The 26143-nt window shown below is 61.3% G+C and carries 22 protein-coding genes; 15 read left to right on the forward strand and 7 right to left on the reverse strand.

What is annotated here, in order from left to right; all coding sequences use genetic code 11:
* Positions 1-61: 61 nt before the first annotated feature.
* From BMY52_RS04975 to merT, 5 genes are all read right to left on the reverse strand, one after another.
* Positions 62-676 (reverse strand): tyrosine-type recombinase/integrase, encoded by a 615-nt coding sequence (locus BMY52_RS04975; RefSeq protein WP_090251693.1) that lies wholly within the window; start codon positions 674-676, stop codon positions 62-64.
* Between the two features lie 129 nt (positions 677-805).
* Entirely contained in the window at positions 806-2212 is a 1407-nt protein-coding gene (merA, locus tag BMY52_RS04980) for a mercury(II) reductase (RefSeq protein WP_090251695.1), read from the reverse strand.
* A complete protein-coding gene (merF, locus tag BMY52_RS04985; RefSeq protein ID WP_014421551.1) occupies positions 2202-2462 on the reverse strand; it encodes a mercury resistance system transport protein MerF in 261 nt (86 codons plus the stop codon). Before merF ends, merA begins: the two co-directional genes overlap by 11 nt.
* The gene (gene merP / locus BMY52_RS04990; protein WP_011783481.1) at positions 2459-2761 is read right to left on the reverse strand and encodes a mercury resistance system periplasmic binding protein MerP; all 303 of its coding nucleotides are present in this window, start codon (positions 2759-2761) and stop codon (positions 2459-2461) included. Before merP ends, merF begins: the two co-directional genes overlap by 4 nt.
* A 15-nt stretch (positions 2762-2776) precedes the next feature.
* A complete protein-coding gene (gene merT / locus BMY52_RS04995; protein WP_090251698.1) occupies positions 2777-3133 on the reverse strand; it encodes a mercuric ion transporter MerT in 357 nt (118 codons plus the stop codon).
* 73 nt (positions 3134-3206) lie between these two features.
* Here merT and merR point away from each other — a divergent pair, with 73 nt between their 5' ends.
* The 15 genes from merR (at position 3207) to BMY52_RS05065 (ending at position 23466) form a co-directional block, all read left to right on the forward strand.
* Positions 3207-3641, forward strand: a complete 435-nt coding sequence (gene merR / locus BMY52_RS05000) for a mercury resistance transcriptional regulator MerR (RefSeq protein WP_011783479.1) — start codon at positions 3207-3209, stop codon at positions 3639-3641.
* A gap of 81 nt (positions 3642-3722) precedes the next feature.
* A complete protein-coding gene (locus BMY52_RS15125) occupies positions 3723-3995 on the forward strand; it encodes a hypothetical protein (RefSeq protein ID WP_143050426.1) in 273 nt (90 codons plus the stop codon).
* A 472-nt stretch (positions 3996-4467) separates the two neighbouring features.
* On the forward strand, positions 4468-6996 hold the full coding sequence (gene hrpB / locus BMY52_RS05005; RefSeq protein WP_245740601.1) for an ATP-dependent helicase HrpB: 2529 nt from the start codon (positions 4468-4470) through the stop codon (positions 6994-6996).
* 413 nt (positions 6997-7409) lie between these two features.
* Entirely contained in the window at positions 7410-7931 is a 522-nt protein-coding gene (gene tssJ, locus BMY52_RS05010; protein ID WP_090251700.1) for a type VI secretion system lipoprotein TssJ, read from the forward strand.
* Positions 7932-7962: 31 nt separating this feature from the next.
* Complete coding sequence (tssK, locus tag BMY52_RS05015; RefSeq protein ID WP_090251703.1) at positions 7963-9297, forward strand: type VI secretion system baseplate subunit TssK; 1335 nt, start codon at positions 7963-7965, stop codon at positions 9295-9297.
* A complete protein-coding gene (gene icmH, locus BMY52_RS05020) occupies positions 9294-10016 on the forward strand; it encodes a type IVB secretion system protein IcmH/DotU (protein ID WP_090251706.1) in 723 nt (240 codons plus the stop codon). The genes tssK and icmH overlap by 4 nt, the downstream gene beginning before the upstream one ends.
* Before the next feature lie 65 nt (positions 10017-10081).
* Positions 10082-13501, forward strand: a complete 3420-nt coding sequence (locus BMY52_RS05025; RefSeq protein ID WP_177169855.1) for an ImcF-related family protein — start codon at positions 10082-10084, stop codon at positions 13499-13501.
* Positions 13498-15105 carry a TssA family type VI secretion system protein gene (locus BMY52_RS05030; RefSeq protein ID WP_090251711.1) on the forward strand — a complete coding sequence of 536 codons (1608 nt, stop codon included), beginning with the start codon at positions 13498-13500 and terminating at the stop codon, positions 15103-15105. Before BMY52_RS05025 ends, BMY52_RS05030 begins: the two co-directional genes overlap by 4 nt.
* 11 nt (positions 15106-15116) lie before the next feature.
* Positions 15117-15641 carry a type VI secretion system contractile sheath small subunit gene (tssB, locus tag BMY52_RS05035; protein WP_090251713.1) on the forward strand — a complete coding sequence of 175 codons (525 nt, stop codon included), beginning with the start codon at positions 15117-15119 and terminating at the stop codon, positions 15639-15641.
* Complete coding sequence (tssC, locus tag BMY52_RS05040) at positions 15625-17214, forward strand: type VI secretion system contractile sheath large subunit (protein ID WP_245740602.1); 1590 nt, start codon at positions 15625-15627, stop codon at positions 17212-17214. The genes tssB and tssC overlap by 17 nt, the downstream gene beginning before the upstream one ends.
* A 77-nt stretch (positions 17215-17291) precedes the next feature.
* On the forward strand, positions 17292-17777 hold the full coding sequence (locus tag BMY52_RS05045) for an Hcp family type VI secretion system effector (RefSeq protein WP_090251716.1): 486 nt from the start codon (positions 17292-17294) through the stop codon (positions 17775-17777).
* An 80-nt stretch (positions 17778-17857) separates the two neighbouring features.
* The gene (tssF, locus tag BMY52_RS05050; protein WP_090251719.1) at positions 17858-19645 is read left to right on the forward strand and encodes a type VI secretion system baseplate subunit TssF; all 1788 of its coding nucleotides are present in this window, start codon (positions 17858-17860) and stop codon (positions 19643-19645) included.
* Positions 19646-19722: 77 nt separating this feature from the next.
* Positions 19723-20640 carry a type VI secretion system baseplate subunit TssG gene (locus BMY52_RS05055; protein WP_281244066.1) on the forward strand — a complete coding sequence of 306 codons (918 nt, stop codon included), beginning with the start codon at positions 19723-19725 and terminating at the stop codon, positions 20638-20640.
* Entirely contained in the window at positions 20603-22642 is a 2040-nt protein-coding gene (locus BMY52_RS05060; protein WP_177169857.1) for a type VI secretion system Vgr family protein, read from the forward strand. Before BMY52_RS05055 ends, BMY52_RS05060 begins: the two co-directional genes overlap by 38 nt.
* A gap of 359 nt (positions 22643-23001) precedes the next feature.
* Entirely contained in the window at positions 23002-23466 is a 465-nt protein-coding gene (locus BMY52_RS05065) for a phasin family protein (RefSeq protein ID WP_090251726.1), read from the forward strand.
* A 120-nt stretch (positions 23467-23586) separates the two neighbouring features.
* Here the strand turns inward: BMY52_RS05065 and BMY52_RS05070 are convergent, their stop codons facing one another.
* Together BMY52_RS05070 and BMY52_RS05075 are read right to left on the reverse strand one after the other, a co-directional pair.
* On the reverse strand, positions 23587-24573 hold the full coding sequence (locus BMY52_RS05070; protein ID WP_090251728.1) for a DUF1028 domain-containing protein: 987 nt from the start codon (positions 24571-24573) through the stop codon (positions 23587-23589).
* A gap of 32 nt (positions 24574-24605) precedes the next feature.
* A complete protein-coding gene (locus BMY52_RS05075; protein WP_342707677.1) occupies positions 24606-26105 on the reverse strand; it encodes a putative nucleotidyltransferase substrate binding domain-containing protein in 1500 nt (499 codons plus the stop codon).
* Between the last annotated feature and the right edge of the window lie 38 nt (positions 26106-26143).

The following is a 26143-nucleotide window of genomic DNA, read 5'->3' on the forward strand; positions in this document are numbered from 1 at the left end:
TTCATCAACCGGATCTGCCAGGGTCTGCAACATCCAGCGACCAAGGAGCCAAGTTACGCATTTAGATCTCAATACTCTCGGCTATCTCCAGAGCATCCTCAACCTCCACACCAAGGTACCGCACGGTGCTCGACATATTCGTGTGTCCCAACAGCAACTGAACGGCTCGAAGATTTTTGGTCTTCTTGTAGATCAATGTCGCTTTGCTGCGTCTCATTGAATGGGTTGCGTAGACTGAAGGGTCAAGTCCGATGCTGGTAATCCACTTTTTGACAACACGAGCGTATTGGTGAGTAGTGATATGGTCGAACTTTCGCATCCGGCTCGGCCACAAATAATCCATACCCGAAAGTCCGCGCAACTCGATCCATGCCTCGACCGATTCGCGCGTCTTTTTGGTTATCTCAAACTGAACAGGCTGACTAGTCTTCTGCTGGATGACTTGCGCCCGGTCCAGAACCTCACCGTTTCTGGAAATATCTCGAACCAATAGCTTTACCAAATCGCAGGATCGGAGTTTGCAGTCAATTGCCATGTTGAACATCGCCAGCTCGCGGATGTTCTCTGCAATCTCCAACCGAATCCGGATAGCCCATATTTGTTCGAGTTTGAGCGGCAGCTTCTGGCCAACGAGCTTTCCCTTGTTCCAGGGAGCTTTGCTGATAGGAAATGTCATGACGTGGCCCTCTTTGGAGGGTAAAGGCCTTTAAGTATGGTTCAGAATATTGTTTTCTGCTGGCCAGCCAGGTCGCAAAGCGAACGTTCAAATTTTGGACAGTGCTCGCGTTGACCAGAGCCGGAGCGGTTAACCGGCACAGCAGGACAACTGCTTTACATCCTTGGTGAACGTTTGCGCACAGAGTTTGAGTCCTTCAACCATGGTCAGATAAGGGAACAAGTCATCGCCGATTTCCTGAACGGTCAAACCTGCTCGTAACGCCATCACTGCCGTTTGGATAATTTCACCGCCTTCCGCTGCGACAACCTGCACCCCGAGCAAACGGCCTGTGCTGCGCTCTGCTACCATTTTAATAAATCCATGGGTGTCAAAGTTTACTAGCGCACGCGGCACGTTTTCCAAGTCGAGCAGCCTGGTGTCCACGCTATAACCCCGAGCAACTGCTTCGGCTTCAGTGAGGCCAACGGTGGCGACTTGAGGATCGGTGAACATGACCCCGGGCATGGCACTGAGGTCGAGTTTGGCCTCGCCTCCCGCCATGTTGACGGCGGCTCGGCTGCCTGCGGCAGCTGCGACATAGACAAACTGCGGTTGATTGGTGCAGTCACCAGCAGCGTATATTCCGGTGACCGTGGTTTGCAGATGCTCATCCACCTGAATTGCGCCGCGTGAAGTTTCCACGCCAATGCTCGCCAGGTTCAGGGCCTCGGTATTGGGCGTTCGACCGGTCGCCACCAGTAGTTGGTCGGCTCGCAAGGTGCCGGCAGGCGTCTCGACGATAAACTCGTTGTCGCTATAGTCCACGTTGCTGGGCGTGGTCTGGCGAAGCACCTCAATCCCTTCCCGTTTAAAAGCCGCCTCTATGGCCTCTCCGATCGTAGGATCTTCGCTGGACAACACACGGCTCCGGGCTAAAACGGTAACCTTGCTGCCGAGTCTGTCGAATGCCTGAGCCAATTCCAAGGAAACGAAACCGGCACCAATCACGATCAGCCGTTTGGGAACGGTATCCAGCGCCAAGGCACTGGTTGATGTCAGGTAAGGAGTGTCTGCCAGCCCCGTTATTGGCGGCTCTGCCGGTCTGGCTCCGGTTCCAATAAAGGCGCGATCAAAATGAACCGGTTTTTCACCACCCTCAGCCAGCGTGACTACCAGGCTATTGGTATCGACAAACCGGGCCTCACCGTTCAGGACTGTGATGTCCTTGTGTTCTCGAAGTATCTTTTCGTACTTGGTGTCACGCAGCTCCTCCACTCGTGCCTGCTGTTGCTGAAGCAGTTTTGCTCGGTCTACCTGAGGAGCCTCAGCACTGATGCCCGCGTCAAACGGGCTTTCTTTTCGCAGGTGCGCGATATGTGCTGCACGAATCATAATCTTCGAGGGCACGCAGCCAACATTTACGCAGGTGCCGCCGACAGTCCCACGTTCAATCAGGGTGACGCGGGCACCGCGCTCTGTTGCCTTCAGGGCAGCCGCCATGGCGGCACCACCACTGCCGATTACCGCAATATGCAGTTTGTTGTCATTTTTCACTCGGGAAACTCCTTGGAGCTTTGAAGTTGCTCTCGTAGCTGGCGTCATAGTGCTTTTTCCGCCAGAACGCATAAACCGTCAGGCCGATGAATACCGCCAGTGCCGGAAGAAGCACATAGTCGAGATAGCCCGTCAGGGCGGCCAGTCCCACGGTGGCCATCAAAATGACCAGAATCGGTGTGAAGCAGCATAGTGCAACCAGAATAGTCCCTACTATGCCGACCCTGAGCAGGTTCTTCGGATTCTTTATTGCCCCTCCGGAGTCGCCTCTGAGGCCGTGGGAGTGGAGGGGTAACCAGCGTCGCTCGTGGCCTCGGTGAGCGCCTCTATGGAAGTGAGCGCATCGTTAAAGGTGACGACGGCTTCTCGATCAGGGTAGCTCACGGAAACTTGCGACACCCCTTCCACCTTACTTAAGGCCAACTTGACGGTGATCGGACACGCGGCACAGGTCATGTCAGGCACCGAGAGAGTTACTGTTTGAGACGCAGCCCAGGAGGACATGCTGAGCAAAGTGAGGAACATGGCAAGTACAAACTGTTTACGCATGAGAAAAATCTCCGTTTAGTAGAATAGAGGCAAAATGTAAGGGAACACTAATGCGACCAGTACCAGAGCCGTAACTACCCAAAAGATCACCTTATAGGTCTTTCGGACTTGAGGGATCGCACACGTTTCACCGGGTGAGCATTCCTCTACAGGGCGATAGATTCGTCGCCAGGCAAAGAACATGGCGACGGTGGCCGCGCCAATGAACAGCGGTCGATAGGGCTCCAAAGCTGTCAGGTTGCCGATCCAGGCACCGGAAACGCCCAGAGTGATAAGTACCAATGGCCCGAGACAGCACGCCGAGGCGAGAAGTCCAGCCATGCCCCCGACAGCGAGAGAAGCACCTCCGGATTTAGATTTGAATTTCGACATGACGCTGACACCTGTTGCCCATGGACTCGATGCGATAAGGTTACTTCCGTAGTCAAGTACGGAGTCAAGCAGTATGTCGGTTAAAGCCAGTTCACTGACTATTGGCGGCTTGGCCAAGGCGGCCAATGTAAATGTCGAGACGATCCGCTATTACCAGCGGCGAGGTCTGTTGTCGGAACCCAAACGACCTCTAGGTGGTATTCGACGCTACGGTTCCGCCGATATTGATCGGCTGACATTTGTTAAAACGGCGCAGCAGCTGGGTTTCAGTCTCGACGAGGTCGGCGACCTTTTAAGGTTGGAAGATGGCACTCACTGTCAGGAAGCCAGTGCGCTCGCCGAGCACAAGCTGAAGGATGTGCGTGAAAAGATCGAAAGGCTGGTCAAAATTGAGAAGGCTCTGAGCGACATGGTCAGTCAATGCCACGCACGGCCGGACAGCATCGCGTGCCCGCTCATTGCATCTCTACATGAGGGAGACATTGGAACAAAAAGCCAAAGGGATTAGCTTCTGAACCAATCGACCTCTTGAGGTTCTACCCCGTCACTGCGGACACTACGAAAAGATAGGCAGATTTATCGAACCGAGGTGCGCGAACGTTCGCTTTTGTTTACAAGCGAACATTCGAATTCTGTGTTTAGCGGAGCAACTAAAGTCCATTGGGCCGATGCTGAAAGGTTGCGGCGTTACACCGAAGCTGTTGAAAATTCTGCTGAGGCAAAAGGTGAGATGACGCAAGAGCTGCAAGCCTGGATTGATTGGGCCAGATTGAAAGCTGACTGTCGTGATCCATTGGTGCCAGTTTCTGATGCTGTGCTGGATGGGCCGGAGTCTCAGGCACCGGGTTATCACTACTGGTAGGCTTATTGGCCCAGAACAAATTTGGCGTCGAGGCGGTTTAAAAGCTGGAATGTGGTGATGTAGGGCACACCAAAGCATCACAGATATTAGAGATCTTAACTATGGCACTGTGCCCTCTCACGGGCCCAGGTCAGGGTTGTTGGATTTACTCTGGCGTAGTCGGCTGCCATGATCTAGCTCTTATTAAGAGGTTTGGAGAGTAGTGTAATTCGATGAATCCAGCCTGGCCATCATGTATCGCTGCAAGGCGCAGCCCAAGGTATAGCCGGTTACTGTAACAGTAAACCTGCGGGACCGAGCTTGAATTCAGGAGAGCAGAGCTTCTCGGGAGCCTAGTGTTACGATGGCAGGGAAGTGTTGAATCCGCTGCTAAAGTATGATCTGCCTCAAGAAAACACAACTTTCTTCACTTGTCCCCCGAGTGAACCCCGAAAGTCAGGTAACTAATTGAAAAAAATATACTCTTCACTTTTTGTATCGGGAAATAGGGGCGCCTCTGACCCTGCCCGGAGCGGCTCAACCCGTTGACTCGGCCCTGCCGTCGCTGCTCCAGGCCCTGGACGCGGCCGGCGTCGCCGTGCTTCAGGCTCCGCCGGGGGCCGGTAAGACTACCCGTGTGCCCCTGGCCCTGCTGACTGCGCCCTGGTGTCGAGGGCGCATCCTCATGCTCCAGCCGCGCCGACTTGCCGCTCGGGGTGCCGCCGTCTTCATGGCATCGCAACTGGGTGAGCCGGTGGGGCGGACCGTGGGTTACCAGACCCGCCTGGAACGCAAGATGGGGCCCGATACCCAGGTCCAGGTGATCACAGAGGGGATTCTCACAAGGCGCCTGCAGCAGGATCCCGGCCTGGAGGGCGTGGATGGGGTGATCTTCGATGAATTCCACGAGCGCAGCCTGATCTCCGATCTGGGGCTGGCCCTGTGCCTGCAGGCCCGGGAGCTGCTGCGTAAGGATCTGCGTCTGCTGGTGATGTCGGCCACCCTGGACGCCGAACCCGTGGCACGCATCATGGGAGATGCCCCCGTCATCACCAGCGAAGGGCGCAGCTATCCTGTGGATATCCGGCACCTTCCGCCCAGCCGCTCATCCCGCCCGGACATGGAGCCCCTGATGGTGAACACCCTGCACCGGGTGTTACAGGAAGAGCAGGGCAGTGTGCTGGCCTTCCTGCCCGGTCAGCGGGAGATCCAGCGCGTGGCCCAGGGACTGGAGGGCAGGGATCTGCCCGCCGGGGTGAGGATCCTGCCCCTGTACGGCCGCCTCCCGGTGGAGGCTCAGCAGCAGGCCGTGGCCCCCGCGTTGCCTGGGGAGCGCAAGGTGGTTCTGACCACCGATGTGGCCGAGACCAGCCTGACCATCGAGGGCGTGCGTGTGGTGGTGGACAGCGGCCTGGCCCGGAAACCCCGCTTCAATCCGGCCTCCGGCATGACCCGTCTGGAGACCCAGCGCATCAGCCGCGCCTCTGCCACCCAGCGTACCGGACGGGCAGGGCGCCTGGAACCCGGGGTCAGCCTGCGGCTCTGGACCCAAAGCGAAGAACAGGCCATGCCGACCCAGCGTGTCCCGGAGATCCTGGAGGCGGATCTGGCGCCCCTGGCTCTGGAACTGGCGTGCTGGGGCGCCGATCCCCAGGAACTGGCCTGGCTGGATGCGCCCCCTATCGGGGCATTGTCCCAGGCCCGCTCGCTGCTGCAGGCCCTGGGTGCCCTGGATGAGGCATATCGACCCACCGAACAGGGCCGCCGCATGGCGACCCTGGGCGTGCACCCCCGTCTGGCTCATCTGCTGCTCTCCGGCCAACGCCTGGGTTTGACGACCGTGGCCTGCCAGTTGGCCGCCCTGCTGGAAGAACCAGACCTGCTCATGGGACTGGATGGCCCGGCGCAGGTGGATATCCATCTGCGTCTTGAAGCCCTGGAGGGCCACGAGATTCCCGGACATCGTGTCAACAAGGGGGTGCGCCACCGGGTGCGGGAGCAATCACGACGCTTGGCCGCCCGCCTGGCCAGCGCGAAGATCCTCCCCTTGTCCGGCCCGGAGCCCCTGGAGCCCGTGGGTCTGCTGTTGGCCATGGCCTATCCGGATCGTATCGGACTTCGCCGCGACGGCGCTCAAAGCCGATACCGCCTGAGCGGTGGCAGGGGCGCTGCCCTGCCGGGCCGGGAATCCCTGGGGGGACAGGAGTGGATCGTGGTCCCCAGCCTGGATGCCGGGGAACGGGAGGCCCGTGTCTTTCTGGCGGCCCGTCTCGCCCGGGAAGATCTGGAGCAGCATATGGCAGAGCGTTTCACGCTCAGCGAGCAGATCACCTGGGATGCCAGGGCCGGCGCGGTCTCGGCACAAAGGGCCCGAATGCTGGGCAGCCTGCCCATGAGCGTGGCGGCCGTGGATCATCCCGATCCGGAGGCCATCCGCGCCGCGCTGCTCCAGGGGATTCGCCAGGCCGGCCTGAACAGCCTGCCCTGGACGCCTCAGGCCGAATCCCTGTGCGAGCGTGTCAGCTTCCTGCATCGCAACCTGGGCGATCCCTGGCCGGATCTCTCCCGGGAGACATTGCTCCAGGCGTTGGATCACTGGCTGGGTCCCTGGGTGACCGGGATGACCCGCCTGTCGCATCTGACCCGCCTGGATCTGCATGCCATCCTGATGTCCCGTCTGGAATGGCCCTTGCCCCGGGACCTGGAGCACCTGGCTCCCACTCACTGGCCCCTCCCGGGCGGGGCCCGCGTGCGACTGGATTACAGCCAAGGGGAGGTGCCGGTGCTGGCTGCGCGTCTGCAGTTATTGTTTGGCCTCACCGAAACCCCATGCCTGGCCCAGGGGCAGGTGCCCGTCATGGTGCATGTGTTGTCACCGGCGCAGCGCCCGGTGCAGATCACTCAGGATCTGGCCGGATTCTGGGAACGCACCTATCCCGAGGTGAAAAAGGATCTGAAGGGACGCTACCCCAAGCACGCCTGGCCCGAGGACCCCCTCACCGCGCCGCCCCGACGGCGCTGATTCAGCGCTGCCCATGACCCACAGAACCTGTGGATAACTGTGTGGGTAAAATGTCGGAAACTCTCGCGAGAGCCCATGTGATCGCCCCCCTTGCATGGATTGATTAAATTTTGATCAATCCATGCAACTGGCTGTTTCTATGACCTTTTTAACCAAATAAATGAGTCAGGATTTATCATCCATGGGCAAGATATCCGGGTCACGACCTCGCCAACGGCAGGATCAATGATCCTGGGGAAATCCCGGCCGCATGGGACTGTGCCATGGCAAGTCCCGGAAATGTTCACGCGCTGCTGGCCTGAGGCGTTGACTTTGGTTTTGAAATGTGGATTAATCTGGGTCAGCACCTCTCTGCGGGGGTGCCAGGGATCGCTTGAACACAAGGGTCTTCAGCCCAGCCAAGGAGTGGCCACATGAATCAGCCTGTCAGCGGGTGCCATGACGCCCCATGCCGTCAACCCCGATTCCCGCAATCCCCCCGTTACCGTCCGCCCCTGTGGCCCTGGCTGTGCCTCCTCATCCTGCTCGGCGGCTGTAGCAGCCCGCAACTGCGGGTTGATCTGCATTCCACCGCCAATCTCAATCTCAGTGACGAAGGGCAGCCCCTGCCCGTGGTGGTCAGGGTCTATCAACTCAGCGACCTCAAGGCCTTCGAGGATGCTGATTTCAGAGACCTGTGGCTTCACGACCTCCAGACCCTGGGTCACACAGCCCTGACCCGAAAGGAATTGATCCTGAACCCGGCCCAGCAGGCGGATCTGGAGTTGCAGCGCCACCCGGACGCGGTCTACCTGGGCGCCGTGGCCATCTTCCGGGAACCCTCGGACCCCGCCTGGCGGGATATCAAACCCCTGCCCAACGGCTACGTCGGCAAACGCATGGATCAGCGTCTGACCGTGAGCCTGCGCGGCAATCAGTTGAACATTCAGGAATAACTCCTCACACCCGCCAGGGAAGGGCAGGGACATGGCAGCCATCCGCAAGGTCATCTGGAGCGAGGGCATCCTCCTCGGTCAGCAGCATTTTCAAGCCTGGGATCGTTATCACGAACAGGCCTTGATCGAGCGTTTCCGCATCACCCACCCACGGGGCTGGGGGGTACATCGACTGCGTCTGGATCCTGATGCCCCCGGCATGGGCACGTGCCGCGTCCTGGAACTGGAGGCCATTCTTCCGGATGGCCGTCTGGTCACGGTGGATCCCTTTGATGATGACCCCCTGGCCTGCGAACTCCCCGATCGCGCCAAGGAGCCGGTCATCGTTCACCTCCTGCTCACACGTGCACGCCAGGCCCTGGGCATGACGGGGTATGAGTCCGCCGGGCATCGCCGTGGTGCCTGGCGGGTGGACTATAAGGAATTGGGCGACGAGCACGACACCCAGCGTCGGCAGGAAGTGGCCCTCGGACAGCTGAACCTGGTGCTGGGCACCGAGACCCCCGCCGACCCCGATTTGGTCCGCCTCCCTGTGGCCCGACTCAAACCGCGCACGGGGGGTGGCTTCCAGATCGACGACGATTTCATCCCCCCCCTGCTCAGCCTTGAGGCCTCTCCCGCGCTACAGCGTTTCATTGGGCAGCTGGCAGAGCGCATTCGGTTCCAGTTGCGGGAGTTGGCCGAGGAGAGGGCGGTATGCAGGCCTGCTGATCGCTATCTCATTCATGCCCTCAGCGCCTGTCTGCAGCGACTTTTAATCCATCTGGATCACCTGCGGGCCATGGAATCCATCCATCCCGAACGGCTTCACCTGGCCCTCGCCGAGACCTGCGCGGAACTCCAGCCAATTGTGCCCGACGACACACTGAATTGGCGCATCCCCACCTATCAACACGAGGATCCAGGTCCAGGTTTTCGGTTGCTTGATGCGTGCCTGGGGGAAGTGATCAATCATTACCATGCCCTGCACACGCGGCCCCCTGCCCTGGAGCAGCTTTCCGAGGGGCGCTTCCAGGCACGGGGTCTGTCGAGCAGCTTCACCGCGTCGCAACTGTTGTACATCATTGCCCGTGCCGAGACGGACGATACCGACTGGATCAGTGATTTTCCCCGCCAGGCCAAGGTCGCCAGCGCCGATCAACTGGACCTGCTGATCCGCACCGCCCTGCCGGGGGTCTCTCTTTGCCATCTGCCCACCCCCCCGGCGGACCTGCCCGTACCGCGGGGTCGAGAGTGCTTTCGTCTGGAACCGCATGGAGAATCCTGGCAGGCACTCCTGGAAAGCGACAGCCTGGGCATCTTCCTGCCCGCTGGGCTGCGCCACTTGCACCTGGAACTCATGGTGGGAGACCGGGAGGCGCCATGAGCAATCTCTACCTCGATTGCGCGGGCCCACTGCTGGAAACCCTTGCACACCTGGACGGGGCCGATGAGAACCCACCGGATGGCCCCCCCTGGCGCCATAGGATCCTTGAGGATCTGCAGCAATTCACCCTGAGAGCCCAGGCGCGAGGGCTTCCGGGCAAGGGTGTGCAAGACGCCCGTTATGCCCTGGCCGTGCTGGTGGATGAGCGCATCATGTCACGCACTGACACCCTGGCGGAGCATTGGACCAGCGAACCTCTGCAGGTCTTCCTGTTCGGTGAGTACCGCGGCGGCGAGGGATTCTTCGAGCATCTGGCAGCACTTCGCCAACACCCCGGCGATCATCTTGATTTGCTGGAACTCTATCTGTGTTGTCTGCATCTTGGCCTGGAGGGCGTCTATCGTGTGCGTGGGCCGGAACGTCTTGAGTCCCTGAAGAGCGATCTACGCGAGCAGGTGCGACAACTGCGGGAATCGGAGGCGCAACCCTCGGCCGCTGCATCATCGGTCGATGCGCGGTCAAGGAAACGCGCATGGCCTGTTCAGCCTTCGGTTCGCGGCATCAGCCTGACCCTGCTGGCCCTGATTCCGGTGGTCATGTTCTTCCATGGCTGGCAATTGCACACCCTGGCCCAAGACCTGGGCGTCAGGCTGGAAAGCCACACAGAGAACCTCTCACGGATCCCATTGGTTCAGCCTGATGAATGGGTGCAACCATGATTCATCTGTTCGCCCGCTTGCGAAATCCCTTGATGCGCCTTGCCGGACCGGCGACAGGACTTGTCATGGCCCTTGGGTTGGTGATCCTGTTCTGGCCGGACATTCGCATGGGGCTGAACCGGGTGCCCATATGGTTGCCATGGGTCATGGTCATCATCTTGGGCCTGGGTTTACTGGTGTGGTGGCGTACCCGTGTTCACCGTGACAGTGGGGCGGTCAGCGACGCCAAAAACACCCCGGATCACGGTGATGAAGAATCCCGGGATCTGGACGCGGCGCTCAAGTCGATCGGAAAACACCTGGACTCCACACTCCGCGGCCGACTCAGTCTTCGCGCCCGACAAACCGCACCATGGTATCTACTCATGGGACCGCTCGGCAGTGGCAAGACCCGACTCCTGAACGCCCATGCCCGCAGTATGGGTGAGGGGTCGATACCCGGGCAGGATCTGCCCGCCTCGCAGCAGATATCCCCTCAGGCGGCGGTGAATATCCGCCTGCTACAGAGAGCTGTGTGGGTGGAAACGCGAGGACACATCATGGAGGCAGCCGATGATCAGGCCCTTTGGCGACGTCTGCTGGACCATTTGCGGCGGCAACGATCCCGCCGTCCCCTCCGGGGCGTGATCATGACCCTGAGCCTGCCAGCACTGCTGGCGTTGGAACCCCCACAGCGAGACGCACGGGTAGGCACCCTGCGCCGCCAACTCCAGGAACTTTGCGGCACCCTGGGTCAGTTGCCACCGGTGCATGTGGTCCTCACGCACATGGACCAGATGCCCGGGTTTACGTGGCTGGCGCCCATCCTGGCAGACGAAGATGACGGGATCTGGGGTTTTGCGCTGGATCCTCGGCAGGACACGTTGCCACAGCTGGATGAGGCCTTGGAACGCCTTCTTGAGGATCTGGACCGGAATCGACTGAAGGCACTGGATCTGGGTCGGGATGCGAGTCGAGCGGGCGAAATCCTCGCCTTTTCCCATCGCATGGAGCGGGCTGCCGGGTGTCTGCGGGATGTACTGACACGCCTGTGCCGTCCCGATCCCGGCCAGGAAATCCCGCCCATCGTGGCCGTGCATCTGAGTGGTACCTCGCGGACTGAAAGCCCGGGAGACAAGGACAGGACGGGGCTCACCCTGGAGCGCATTCTGGATGACCCGGTGCCGCCCCGTGCAACACACCGCCGGGCCCTTCGCGGGGTGGTACTGCAGAACCTCATGCTCATCCTCAGTGCGCTCTTGCTGATGGCTTCCCTGGCCCTACCGCACCCGGCCAAGCGCACTCAGGCGGATCTCATGCACGCCAGTGTCAGCCTGATTCAGGACCTGAACGACGCGGCTCGGGATCGGGATCCCGCCATTCTTGCCAGCCTTGTGGCCCTGCATGCTCACAGCCAACACCTGGAATCGCCCCATGGGCATGCGCCGTTGCCCTTTCACCCCCTTCCCTGGTGGCCCGGAAACCAGGCCATGGCCCTGGATAAGGGCCTCGCCCAGGTGATGAACGCGGTGATCCTGCCTGATGCCGTCACTGCGCTGGAGGCACGGATCCGGGAACGTGCCCAGCAGTGGGCCTCACTGGATCCAATGCAACGGGAACTCGAACGCCCTGCCCACTATGAAGATCTCAGGCTGTACCTGATGATCCATCAGCCGGCCCATCGGGATGCGCACATCCTCTCCCAGGGACTGGCCACCCTCGTCAGGGATCACCCGCCGGCTCGTGGCCATCCGGATCAACCGGACGCGCGGACCCTCGAAGCACTCTGGCAGCGCTGGCTCAGCCATGACCTGACACCCATTTCAACCGTCCACGCAGACTTGGTAGCCCAGGTGCGTGGCCAACTTCAGACAGAGACCTCGCCTCGAGCCATATATGCCCGACTGCAATCCCGGGCCGCGCGGCAATTGGGCACCTTCCCCCTTGACGACATCCTTGGCCCCGAGGGAGCACGACTGATCACCGCCGATCATCCCCTGCCGGAGCTCTATACCGCCGAGGCCTGGCAACGGTTTGCACTCCCAACCATCGATGAGTTGGTGGAACAGGCCTTGCGTGGCGACTGGGTGACCCAGGAAGTCACAGCTGACTCAGTGCGGCACCCCGTGGACACGGAAACCACCAAGGCCCTGACCCATGATCTGCGCCAACGCTATCTGGACGATTATCATCAAGCCTGGCGCGACTTCCTGGCCGGCCTGCGCGTCCGGCAGTTTCGCAGCCTGCCGGTGGCAGCAGATGGCATCAGGCAACTCAGCGCCGAGAGCGGCACACTGACGCGCCTGGCCCGTTGGGTCCACGATCATCTTCATCTGGATGAGCCATCCGCGCCTCTGGGCGCCTTGGGCAAGACGCTGGAAGGACTTCCCCAGGGGGCTGAGATATCCATGGATTCGTCTGTGATCCTGGTCGGCGGTGAACGCCACCCGGCATCCCTGATGGCGCTGTTTTCTCCGGATGAAGATCACCCTGTCAGTGCCCTTTTGAACGGTCATCTGGAGAGCCTGCGGGCCGTCGCCTCGGATCTGGAGTCCCTGGCGGCCAGTGTGGATCCTGCCCGAGAGGCCCGCGTGGCCGCAGCCGGGCTCTTGCGGGGGCAGGGTGGTCGCACCCCCCTTCAGGCAGCCTGGGTATCCACCACTGCATTGCTGGCAGATCTGCCTGCCGCAGACCGAACGCTACTTGACAACCTGCTCAGATCGATTGTGCAGGAGGGTTGGCGTGCTTTGATGCAGACGGCAGTCACGGATCTGGAACGCCAGTGGCAGGTGCAAGTGAGGGTCCCTTGGCAGGAACGTCTGAGCGGGCGTTTCCCCTTCGATACCCAGGGTCAGGACGCTACCCTGATGGACGTGGTGGATTTCTTTCATCCCGAACAGGGCGTGCTATGGGGGGTTGTCCATGAGGATTTGAGTCCTTTCATCGAGCATACCCGGGGCTCATGGCGTTCCAGAACCTGGATCGGCGTGGGGCCTGCCTTTTCACGCGGTTTCATCCAAAGCATGGAACGGGCGGATGAGATCACCCGAGCCCTGTTTGCACAGGGGCAGGGAACCGCCGAATTGAGCTTCCATCTCTATCCCTTGCCCAGCCCCGGCCTGAGCGAAGTGGTGCTCCAGACCAATGGGCAGGTGTACCGCTACCGCAACGAACCCCAGGAGTGGCGGCGCTTCACCTGGCCCGGCGATGCCAGCACGCCGGGTGCCCGTGTTCGTGCCAGGGATCATCAGGGTGCTGCCATCGGGGAATACCGGGAGCAGGGCGTCTGGGGCCTGTTCCGGCTACTGTATGTGGCCCAGGTAGTGGCCGATGACCAGGAGGGGCATGTGTACACCACCCGCTGGAAACTACCTGATCAAGGCCAGGGCGAGCCTCGGGAGATCCGTTTTCGCATCCGCCCTGACCGTCAGCAGAATTTCCTGCGTCAGCAACTCTTCACCGGCTTTCAGTTGCCCGCATCGCCATTTGGGGGAGGCCGCGGATGAAGACTGCATCTCCTGACCTGTTGGCACCCGTTGTCGAATCGGCATCCCTTATTCGATGGGCGACCGCGCCGCTTGGCAAGGATTCAGGCATCGAGGATCCACGTCATCATCCCACCCTGCTGGCCATTAAACAGGCCATGGGCCGCCTTCAGGGAACGGATTTTGACCAGGTGATCCAGGATGCCGGCAGGTTCCTGGGCACTCAGGCCAAGGATCTGCGGGTGGCAGGGTATCTCTGGCTGGCACTGGTCACCCGTGATCAAATTCCTGGGCTGATGACCGGCACGAGCCTTTACCGACAGTTGCTGGCGTCCGGCGATGGCCCCATTCACCCCTGCAAGCCGGCTCAGCGTCGCGCCGCCCTGGACTGGCTTAACAGTGAACGCGTCCGACTTCTCCTGAATCAGCTGGATGCCACCCTGACCCCGGACCAGGTGAAGCAGATAGAGGACGACCTCGAACACATCGAGACCCGACTGGCGATGGGGCCCTGGGACGATCCGGGCATGCCACCCCGATGGCACATCCTGCGCCAATGGCTTCAGGCACGCCGAAAGGACTCAGTTGCAGACCCCGGCGCGAGGGGCACCTCATCGGTGAACCCGGAGGAGGGTGGCCTGGACCCGTCGCCGCCGCCCGAGCCTCGCAATCCTGCGCGGGTGCTGGATCTATCCACGGAAACCCTGGTATCCAGTGCCCGCAACCTGCACGATGCCCTGCAGAAACAGGGGCGTCTCATCGAGGCCTGGGCCTTTGCCCGCGCCGCTCGCTGGGCGGGTCTGACCCTGCCCCCCCACGATCGGGGCATGACCCGTATCCCACCGCCCCGGGCAGGTGGCTGGGCTACCCTGGATGAGGCACAGGCCCGAGGCGACTGGGCCTGCGTGTTGGCAAGCGGCGCAGCCTTGTTTTTCGAACCGGGATTCCATCTGGCCCTGGATCTGCAACACCGTCTGGCCAATGCAGCAGAACAGCATCAGGCCGCCGATCTGGCCCTGGACATCCAGGCCCATGCCCGTGTCCTGATCCAGCGCCTGCCCGGCCTGGAAGCACTGAGCTTCGACGATGGCAGACCCTTTGCGGATGCCGCCACCCTTGCATGGCTGCAAGGTGGGCCCACCAGCGAATCCCTCCCGGCCAGTCAATCGGCCGACCCCACCCCGTCGGCCGATCACGTCGCCGGGGAACCGGATCCAGACACCCTCAGCGCCCTGCCGTTGCCCGAGGCCTGGCAAGTCCTGGAGCGCTGGCCCATGAACACCGAACGACAGCGCCTGACAGCCGCGATCGCTCGGGCCGAGCTGTGTCTTCGGGCCCGGCGACCGGATGTGGCTTTGCCCATCCTGCAAGCCGCCCGGGCGCACCTGGAGGTGGTCAGGATCGTGGACTGGGATCCGGCCATGGGCACGATACTGATCACCCGCCTGCACCAGGTGGCCCTCATGCTCAGTGCCCGGGGGGTGCCCCAGGAGGCATTGATCCGCGAATGTGAACAGGAACTGGCCCGCCTGGATCCCCAGGCGGCCATGGCGTCTTTTCCCCTGCCCGAGGGGCGGTCACGGACCGCGGCGGGCCCCCATGACAACCGACAGCCACAAGGATGAGGAACCTTGCCATGACCCGCAGTTTTCAGAATGAAGTGCCCCGTGCACGAGTGAATATCGCCCTGGAGGTCAATCAGGGCGGCGCCCGCAGGAAGGTGGACCTGCCCTTCAAGATGCTGGTGATGGGCGATTTCAGCCATGGCCGCGCCCAGGGCCGCGTGGCGGATCGTCCCCGCATCGGGGTTCACAGCGGCAACCTGCAGGCGGTACTCAAGGACATGGCGCCCTCGCTGCGTTTCAGCGTACCGGACAGGACTTCATCCCAGGACCGGGAGATTCCAGTGGATCTCACCTTCGAGCATCTCAAGGACTTTTCCCCGGAGGCGGTGGCCGCAAGGATTCCTTCGCTGGCCCGGCTGATGGCCATGCGCAACCTGCTCAAGGAAATGAAATCCAGCCTACTGGACAATACCGAACTGCGCCGCGAACTGGACCGGATCATTCGGGATGATGAAGAACTCAAGGCCCTTCAGGGCCAGCTCAAGCGCCTGATGCCGCCCGCCGAGGCTTCATCACCCGATGCAGCCGAGCACTGATCAGCCTGACCACACACGCAAGCCCATCATCCGGGAAGACTGCAAGGAGATGCAGATGACCGCCACACAGACCGTGGACACCCCGAGCAAGATCGCGCCCTACGTGCGCCTGTGCCACCTGGCCGCCGTCACACCCCTGGAACAGGGGCTGGATCTGGATCGTTTCATTGACGCCGCAGAACTGGCTCAGATCCCTCAGGGGGACCGCCTCACCGCCGCCCTGGGGGTTCTGCTGGATTTTCTCGACCCGCCCGCCGCGGGCGAGAGCGTTCCGCGCATCGACAAGATCCTGGTGGATGATTTCATTGCCCGCATCGATACCCTGATTGGCGAACAGCTGGATGACATCCTGCACCACCCGGCGTTTCAGCGGCTGGAGGCCGCCTGGCGCAGCCTGCAGTTTCTCACCGAACGGGCCGACCCTCGGGCCCATGTGAAGCTGGAACTGCTGGATGTGAGCAAGACGGAGCTTCAGGAGGATTTCGAGGATGCCGCCGATACCACCCAGAGCGGTCTCTATCGTCAGATCTATGTCCAGGAATATGACACCCCTGGCGGAGAGCCGGTCAGTGCCCTGATCTCTGACTATTGTTTCGACAACACCGCCCAGGACATCGGCCTGCTGGGGGAGATCGCCCGGGTCAGTGCCGCCTGTCATTGCCCCTTCATTGGTTCGGTGGGCCCCCGATTCTTCGGCAAGCAGCAGATCAGCGAACTGCCCCGTATTCAGGACTTGGGGGCCCACATGGACCAGGCCGCCTTCATCCGCTGGAATGCCTTCCGCGACAGCGAAGATGCCCGCTACGTGGGCCTGACCCTGCCCCGGTTCCTGCTGCGATTGCCCTATGGCCAGGATCACCCGGTACGCAGCTTCTGCTACCAGGAGAATACCCTGGGACCGGAGCCGGACAAGTATCTCTGGGGCAACGCCGCCTTTGCCTTTGCTGCCAACATGGCCGAGAGCTTCCGTGATCATGGCTGGGCAGTGAACATCCGCGGGCCCGAATCCGGCGGCAAGGTGCCCGGATTGCCCCTGCACCAGTACGACCTGGGTCAGGGCCTGCAGACCCGCATGCCCACGGAGTTCCTGATCTCCGAGAGCCGGGAACTGGAATATGCCCGCATGGGGTTCATCCCTCTGAGTTACTACAAGAACCGGGATTTCGCCTGCTTCTTCTCGGCCAACTCCACCCAGCGGCCTGGGGAGTATCCATCCCCGGAGGCCACCGCCAATAGCCTGGTCAATGCTCGTCTGCCCTATGTGATGCTGGTGTCCCGCATCGCCCATTACCTGAAGATCCTGCAGCGGGAAAACATCGGCGCCAGCAAGTCGCGACAGGTGCTGGAAGATGAACTCAACCAGTGGCTGCAGACACTGGTCACCCGCATGAAGGATCCGGACCCGTCCCTGGTGGCCAGTCACCCCCTGCGTGACGGACGGGTGAGCGTGGAGGAGATCCCGGAGAATCCGGGCCTGTATGCCGTGAATCTTTTCGTGATGCCCCATTTTCAGATCGAGGGCGTGGATGTGCGGCTATCCCTGGTGGCACAGATGCCCAAGGACGCCGGGTAAACAGCCCGCCCCTGAACCTGCCCCGACACGGGGCAAGCTGTTGAAGTCCCAACCATTCATTGCAAGGAGAGCATGACATGGCCGTACCCGCCTACCTGAGTATCCGTGATGACCAAGGCGCCCCCGTGGAGGGGCCGGTGCAGATCACCGGCCGGCGCAACTCCGTGGAGGTGCTGCAGCTGGAGCACCAGATCCGCATCCCCACGGATTCCGACACCGGCAGCCTCACCGGTACCCGCAAGCACGAACCCCTGCGCTTCGTGAAGACCTTCGACAAGGTCTCGCCCTATCTCTACAAGGCCTGCAGCAACGGCCAGACCCTCTCGGAAGTGGTGATCAGCTGGTTCCGCATCGATGACAGCGGCAGTGAACGGGAATACTTCCGTCATCGCCTGGAGGACGTGAAGGTCACCTCGGTGAAACCCACGATGCACAACGTGAAGGACCTGGACAAGGAACGCTATCCCCACCTTGAGGAGGTCTCCCTGCGCTACGGGCGCATCACCTGGACCTACGTGGACGGCAACATCGAGTTCCAGGATTCCTGGGTCGAAGGGCGTTAGTGAAACCTTGCTCCACAACCCCTCTCTCCTGGTGGGAGAGGGGTTGGGGTGCCAGCCGTTCATCAAGGAAGAGAGGCCCCATGGATATCCTTCAATATCTTCACCGACCCGAGACCTTCCCCCAAGCTCAGGACGAGGCATGGCTGCGCGAACGCCTGCATCTGGATCATGCCGCCCGACACTTCGCGAAGGGTTTCCCCGAGCCGGCCCGGCAGCTGGGGCTGGACACACCGGAAAACCCCGAACCTGTCATGGAAACCCTCCTGCAGGGTGTCGCCCACGTCCATGCCGATATCAGCCGCCGTCTGGATGACGATCTTCCGGAGATTGCCGGGGCCCTGCTGGAACAGCTATGGCCCGGTGCCATGAGTGCCTATCCGTCCTGCACCGTGCTTGCTTTCCAGCATCGACTGCGGGGCGGCACGGCACAGACAGTGCCAGCCGGGGCGCTGGTGGAGACTGACCCGGTAGGCCATGAGTCCACCCGGTGCCGCTTTCGCACCGTTACTGAACTATCCCTTCACTCACTGGAGTTGGTGGATGTCGAGGCTCAGGACACCCCCGCTGGTACACGCCTGTCTCTGCATCTTGAAGTGCATGACCCGCGGGGTGCTCCCACGATCCTGCCTGACCATCTGGATCTTTATGCAGCCGACCCGCGTGGCGGCGCGGACCTGGTCCATGCCATCCGTCACCATACCCGTGAACTGATCCTTTCGGTGGAAGGGCAGGGGGAGCGCCCCGTCAGGGGCTCAAGGGGCGTGGATGACGGTCTCCGACCCTGGCAGTCCCCCATGGTGCCATGGGTCGATGCGTCCCACGCGGGTCTTCACCTGCTCCAGGACTACCTGCATTTTCCGGAGGCCTTCCGCTTCATCCGTTTATATCCCGGCGTCCGGGAAACCCTTCCCCGGGGCGTTCACAGGTTTACCCTGCACCTGCAATTGGATGTGCATCTGCCTGCATCCATCCCTCTGACCGGCCACAGCCTGCGTCTGCACTGCATCCCGGCAATCAACCTGTTCGAACACACCGCCGAACCCATCCCCAGGGAGCCTGGGCGTTCACGCTATCCGGTGTTGGCCGATGCCCAAGCGCGACAATCCATCCACACCCATCGGGTGCAACAGATCATCGGGATCGACAGCACCAACGCCCAACGACGAGAGTATCGCTCGGCGCTGGCCCATGACATGGATCGCGTGCATCCCCTTTATCAGGCACTACCAAGGCCCGGCCCCGATCGCACCTGGCAGACCTGGCTGGAACTGGATCCGGCCCAGGCGCTATCCCGGGAAACCCTGTCATGCCGTCTGTTGGTCCATAACGGAGATCTTCCTCATCGTCACCTGAGTCCCGGCACCCCAGCCCATGGCGTCAAGGATATTCCGGACACCGTCAAGATCAGCCACCTCATCCGCCCCACACCTCATTACCCACCCACAGATCGGACGGGATGGCGATGGGATCTGGTGTCACTGGCATGCCTGCGTCGGCAGGGGCTGATGTCGACCACCGCCCTGCAGCGGGTGTTGCAAGTCATCGATCGAAGTGGCGACCCGTCAAACCAGCGCAGACTCCAGGGTCTGGGCGAACTCAGGGTCACACCCTGCAACCGCATGGTGAGAGGAGCCGTACTCCACGGCCAGGATGCCCGCTTGCAGGTGGACGCGGATCATTTTCCCAGCGAGGCAGATCGTGTGTTGTTCGCCTCGGTACTTGAGCGCTTCCTCAACCATTATGCAGGGCTCAACAGCTTCATTCGCCTGCATCTGGAGCATCGCCCGGCTGGGCGACCCACACCGGGAAGCGTTCGGGTACCGAACGTTGTTGCCAATACCATGGCAGCCGTGGGAGATACGCCATGAACGCCCCACGGCTATCCGGCAGGATTCCCCTCCGGTGCCCGACCGGAAACCTCCGGAGGGATGGCCCATGGGAGCGCATGCGCTGTCATCTTCACCAAGAAGACACACTCACCCTCTCACTGGACCCTGGAATGTCCTTTCCCTCCGCCGGGGTGAAGCGCCTCCCGGACACCCAGGACCGGGTACACCTGCGCGCAACCTTCCCAGGCCTGTACGGGGTGGAGGGCCATTTACCCGTAGCCCTGCGCGAGGCTGCTCAAGGGGATGGCCTGGAGGCCCGGATGCTGAGGGGATTCCTGGACATACCCGGAAACCGGCAGGCCCACCTGCATTACCGGGCATGGCAGCGAGCCCGTCCGACCCTGACTGATGGGCGCGACCATCATCCCCTACGGACCTACCTGGCGGCCCTGAGTGGCCAGGGTTTTCCACAAGGGACGGTCGCCCCCCTCATGGGGGGGATCACCGCCGAACCCAGCGTGGATGCCCTGGTGGCGCGGGTCAGTCGGTGGCTGGGACGATGGTGCCCCGATATGCCCACCCGCGTGCGGATCGCGCAGTTCCAGCCTCAATGGGTCTCTCTCTCGCCTCCCACACGCCTGGGAAGCTTACCGGGAAATCAGTTGGGACTGGACACCCATCTGGGCGAACGGGTACCGGACCGCAGCGGGCCCGTCAACATCATCATCGGGCCACTGCCCATGGACCAGGCTCGTTCCCTGTCACCCGGCCAACATCCCGGTCAGGCCCTGGCCACCGATATCCACAGGGGATTGGGTGGTGATCATCGTTTCGTGCTCACTCTGGAACACATGTCCCGACCCTTGCCTCGATTGGGCCGACATGGACCCATTCTGGGCATGGATACCCTGTGGACACGCAAGCTGCCCGTTTCGCCGATCACTCACAGCTGGCCGGATAGCACCTTCGTGACCCCAGCTCAGGGAATCCATGCCCATGAAAACCATGACACATCCGCCGCGTCTGCATCTTGACCTCCAGGGGCGGCACAATGGACCCCTCACGGTGCTGGATTTCAGTAGCCGGGATCTTGCCCTGTGCCGTGCCTATTGCCTGGATATCCGCTGCCTGAGCGAACACCCTTGGGTGGCCGCCGAGATCCTGGGGCAGGCCGCCTGTCTGAGCCTGGATCGAGGGAGATCCGCGCCTCGCATTCATGGCCTGATCACAGGGCTGGATCAGGCCTCGGGGGCAACCGGCCAGGGAGTGATCCAGCGCATCCGCCTGGAATCCCCCCTGGCGCCCCTGTCCCGAACCCGTCAAAACCGTGTCTTTCCCGGCATGGGAGTGTTGGCCGTGGTCGAAGAGGTGCTGCGAGGGCACGGCTGGACACCGGCCCAATGGCGACTGGCCTGTCGGGGCGATGATCCAGTGGAAGACCTGATCGTCCAGGTGGAAGAGGACGACCTGGCTTTCATTACACGCCTGATGGCCTTTCACGGCCTGTTCTACCGCTTTGAGCAATCCAGGCAGGGGGCAATCCTGGTGATCCACGATGATGTCCGTGACTTGCCTGAGGCGCCCGTAGAGCGATTGCCGTTTCATCCTCTCAGTGGCCAGCACGTCCCTGTGGATATCATCTACCGGCTGGAGCCCCGTGCCCGCTTGGTGCCCGGACAGGTGCAACTGAGAGACCACTGCCCCGACCACCCTGAGGTTTCGCTCAAGGCCCAACACACTTGCGCACCGCCCTCGGCGGGTGTTGAGGATCACTGGGGCGCCGGTTTTCGTACCCCTGGCCAGGGAGAGCATCTGGCCCGCCTGCGCGCCGAGGCCCTGGACACCCAACGATTCAGCTTCTCGGCCTGGACGGGGTACCGAGGCCTGAGTCCAGGGCAGCGCATTCACCTCACCGGTCATCCTTACTCACCATTCAATCAGGCATATACCATCACTGCCATGGAACTCAGCGGTGAGCAGGCCTCAAGCCTGCCGGGTGGCAGCCATGCCGCGGTGCCTGCGTTTCGTGTCCAGTTGGAACTCATCCCGTCTACACAGGCCTATCGCCCACCGGTGTTACCCCACCGCAGTGGCGCCCGTTTTGTTGCCCGCATTGACGGGCCCGAGGGCGAACCGGTGCATCTGGATGCCCAGGGACGTTACCGAATCCGCTTTGATTTCGATACTCGCGCCCATGCTCCCGGACAGGCCAGCCATCCGGTGCGCCTGTTGACACCCCATGCGGGCGACAACTTCGGCTTCCACTTTCCCCTGCATGCGGGTACCGAGGTGCTGGTGGCTTTCGAGAACAACGATCCACACCGCCCCGTCATCCTGGGCGCCCTGCCCAATGCGGAGCACCCCAGCCCCGTCACTGCCCACAACCGTTACCAGAACCTGTTGCGAACCCATGGGGGCAGCGAATTGCTCATGGATGATCAGCCTCGGGCCCCTCGCATGAGCCTGAGCACCCGGGACCACGGGTTGCGTCTGCTCATGGATGCCACACCGGAGGATCCTCACCTGGCCCTGCACGCGGATGATGGTCGCATGCTCTGGCAAGCGGGGCAGTCCTTATCCCTTCACAGCGGTGGTGATCAGATTGTGGAGGTGGGCGGGGATCAGCAGGTGATGGTGCAGGGCTCGGCTTCCCTGGACACGCGTGAAGGGTCCGTGCATCTGACATCCGGAGAGGACCTGCGGGTTCAGGCGGGAGGGGATCTTCATCTGCAGACGGAGCAGGGAGATCTGCGGCAACAAAGCCAGGGTGCCATGGATCTGCAGGCGGGTCATGGCATGCGGGTGCAGGTTCGACAGGGGGATCTGGAGTGCCATGTGGTGAGGGGGCGTCTGGGCATGTCAGCGAGCGGACGGATCACACTGCAAAGTCGGTCAGGGGATATTCATATCGGTCATGCCAATGCCGGTATCCGTCTCACGTCCCAGGGGGAGTTGACCATCCAGGGGCGTGAGGTACGCATCGAGGCCGACACCATCAGGGTACAGGGGGACGGAATCGTGCAGAACGGGGGGTGAGTCAGCCAGATTTTTTTTGGGCGCTTTATTACAAATTCTTTAAATAACTTCCAATAATAATAATAAGGGGAGCGGTTGATGTGGGATAAACCTTTTAAATTTCTTTATTATCAATTAGTTATAACTATTTAATCCTGTGCGGTACCGTTGGGGTAATTCAAGGATAGCGTGTGAGTGAAATGTGGATAACTTGGTAACCCTGTTTTATCCACCGCGATTGCAGGTTTTATCCACAACCTTACCCCCAAGCCTGCAGCAGGGAGAGGGTGTATGAGCGGCGGTTTTCGACTACCCTCAAGGGATAAGTTCACCAAGGCGCTTGCAGCGCCTCATCCATCCCCGATAAGGAGTCAGGACACATGGCAGAACAGAAAAACCCCTTCGATATGTCGGATATGATGAAACTGTTCGATCCGAACCGTTACATGGAACAGATGAACCAGATGCTGAAGCAGTATCAGATGCCGCAGATGGACACCAAGGCGCTGATGGAGGCCCAGCGCAAGAATGTGGAGGCCATGGTGGCCGCCAATCGAACCCTGTTCGAGAGCACCGAGGCGCTGATGAAGCGTCAGTCGGAACTGGTCAAGGAGGCCATGGAGGAGGTCAGCAAGAACACCGAGAAGCTATCCAAGGCCGAGGCTGGCGATCTGCCCGGTCATCAGGTGGAACTGATCGGCGCCATGTACGAGCGCATGAGCGCCAGCATGCGAGAGATCAGTGAGAGCATGCGCGCCGCTCAGGAGTCTTCCATGGAGAAGCTGGATGAACGTTTCCGTGAGAGCCTGAAGGAGCTGAAGGAAATCTCTGAAAAGAAGAAGTAAAGCGGTCGTAGTCTGGTCAGACCGGGAGGCACGCGCCCTTTTCCCATTGGGATAGGGGTGTTCGTGCCCTCGGCCGCGAGGGCCTTCGAGCCCCAGGCCAAAGCTCATGGTGGGAATGGCCTAGTCGTTGGGCTCAAGCGCTTCGGCCACCTCCGGCTCTTCCCGGAACTCTGCGGGGATCAGTGTTCGCAACATCTCCGGTTCGTGAGGCAGAAAGCGGTTACGTGCCACCCGTATCAGTAGCAACGCCCAGTGATCCGAGGCCTTGAACAGGGACCGGAACAGGGGTCGGGCCTCCTCCAGATAACCTGCATTGACCATGGCCACCCCGCGCCAGAACACCAGTTCCCCCTCTTCTGGGGCCAGGTCCTCGGCACGCTTGAAGGACTCGATGGCCTGATCGTATTCGCCATGCCGAAGATGATGTCCCCCCTGGGTATTGTGATCGTAGGCCTCCCAGAGAGTGATCAGCCGTCGCAACTCCTTGACGGGGCTGCCATGGTCCTCCACTCGCAGGTCAAGCAAGGTATCCTGAGCCGGATCGCCGCTGGCCTTGGCATTGACCACGATCATCGCTGCTGAACGCCGGCCACGTAGATCGCCGCCATGATTCTGTGCGGCCTCCAGGGCGGCCAGCATCCGGTGGTGCAATTCTCCGCATGCCGCCTCGAAGGTGTTTCCCATGGCCTCCCAGGTGTCTTCCCTGAGCAGCATATTGCCCAGGCAGACATATCCATCGCCAAGACGGTGACCCGCCTGGTCAATGCACAACTGGCCCGTGTGGGCGGCGGCGTTGCCCGCGGTATCCACCATGGCGGCCTGCCGGTAATCCATGTGGTGATCCCGGGCCAGCAGGCGGCGCAGGGCATCCCCCGCGCTGGAACCGTCTCGCATCAGGCGCAGGCCCTCGCTGCCATAGATCAGGCGTGCGAATGATTGGATGGTCCCCGCTCCCACGCCGGCTCGGGCAAAGGGGGCCACGCTGCCCACTGCAAAATGGTGTGACTGTACCGCCACGCCCATCCGCCCCGACTCTGGATCCCGCGCGACAATCGAGTAGGTGGCCACCGGTGGTCCCGGTGGCGGCGGATGGCTGGCGCACGGCATGGTCGATCCCTTGTGACAGGTTCCTGAAGGGGTTAGCGCAGCAGTCCCAGGTTGAAGTGGCTGCTGATGAAACGCTGAAACTTGGTCACATCCTCGAAGGCGATGCGCAATTTGCCTTGTTCCATCTGACTGAGTTCGTCGAGCATCACGGTATTGCCAGGCGTGCGCCCCTTCTCGATGTCCCGCACCTGACCGCGCAGGCGCATGAGCACCAGAAAGTCGAAGCTCTCCTCAAGGTCGCCGGCCTGATCCTTGGCCAGCACCCCTTTGCGTACCAGCATCTGGAGCCGTTGGTGGGTACCACCATCCAGCGCACCGGCCTCCAGGGCGAGGGCCTTGATGCCGTCGGTAAGGGCGAAGATTCCCCCTTTTTTGAGATCCACCTGCCCCCGCCCGGCGCCCTGGGCGCCGGTTTTGATCTTGCCGCGCCAACCCAGTGGGGGCTGAAAGCGCAGCATGTTCTCGGCCATGCGCATGAGGAACAATTTGCTCTCGGCCAGTCGCTTGTAGATATGCTGCTTGAGTTGTTTCTCCAGGGATGAATCCCCGTGCAGGGTGCGGATATCGGTAAACATGCTGGCATTGGGGATGTTCTGCGGACTTGGCGTGAGCAGCCAGCGGTCCAGTTCCTTGAGCCATTCGGAATGGCTGTGCCGCCAGGCCGGGTTCTTGGCCATGATGCCACCGGGGCACGGGGGCACGCCGATGCTGATGAGCTGATCAATGAGGGTCTGGGAGAAGGCCTCGATCTCACGGACCTGCTCCTCGTCCAGATCATCGGAATAGAGGATGGCATTGTCCTGATCGGTGGACAGGGTCTGTTCGCAACGCCCCTCGCTGCCCATGACCACGAAGGCGAAACCTCCGGAAAGCTGGGGGAATTGCTCCTTCCTCACCAGGTTCACCAGACGCAACAGGATCTGGTCATTGAGATTGGCGATCAGCTTGACCATGTCGCGCACCGGCGTGGTGGTACCGCTCAGATGTACCACCAGATCCTGGATGCGGGTGTGCAGGACGCTGAGGTCTTCGATACTGCGCGCCCGTTCGATGTCCCTGACCAGTTGATGTGGGGAATGGCTTTGCATGCGCAGAATATCCGTGTCGGTGATGATGCCGTTGAGGGCCCCCTCCGAGTCCACCACCACCAGCCGGTGGATACCCTGGCTGGACATGCGGTAGAGCGCCTCGTATAGCACATCCTGTTCGCCAATGGTGGTCAGCGGGCTGTTCATCACGTCCTGAACCAGAAACGACCCGGGTGCCCTGTCCGAGGGAACCACCTTGTTACGCAGATCCCGGTCGGTGACGATGCCGATGGGGGCGCCCCCCTCATCGCAGACCACCACGCTGGATATATTCTTATCCCTCATTGTTTTTACCACATCAACGAGGTTTTCGCCCGGCTGGCAGGTCACCACCTGTCGCTGGCAGATTTGATGAACGGGACGGAAGTAGGGAACCTCATCTTGCATAGGGGTATCGGATCCTTTTGCAGCCGGCTGGGGCTGGGGGGTATTCGTTGTCAGCATGCGAACGTTGTACCATGAAACCCTGGACAAGGCCGAAG

This window comes from Ectothiorhodospira marina (assembly GCF_900109495.1).
GTDB classification, from domain to species: domain Bacteria; phylum Pseudomonadota; class Gammaproteobacteria; order Ectothiorhodospirales; family Ectothiorhodospiraceae; genus Ectothiorhodospira; species Ectothiorhodospira marina.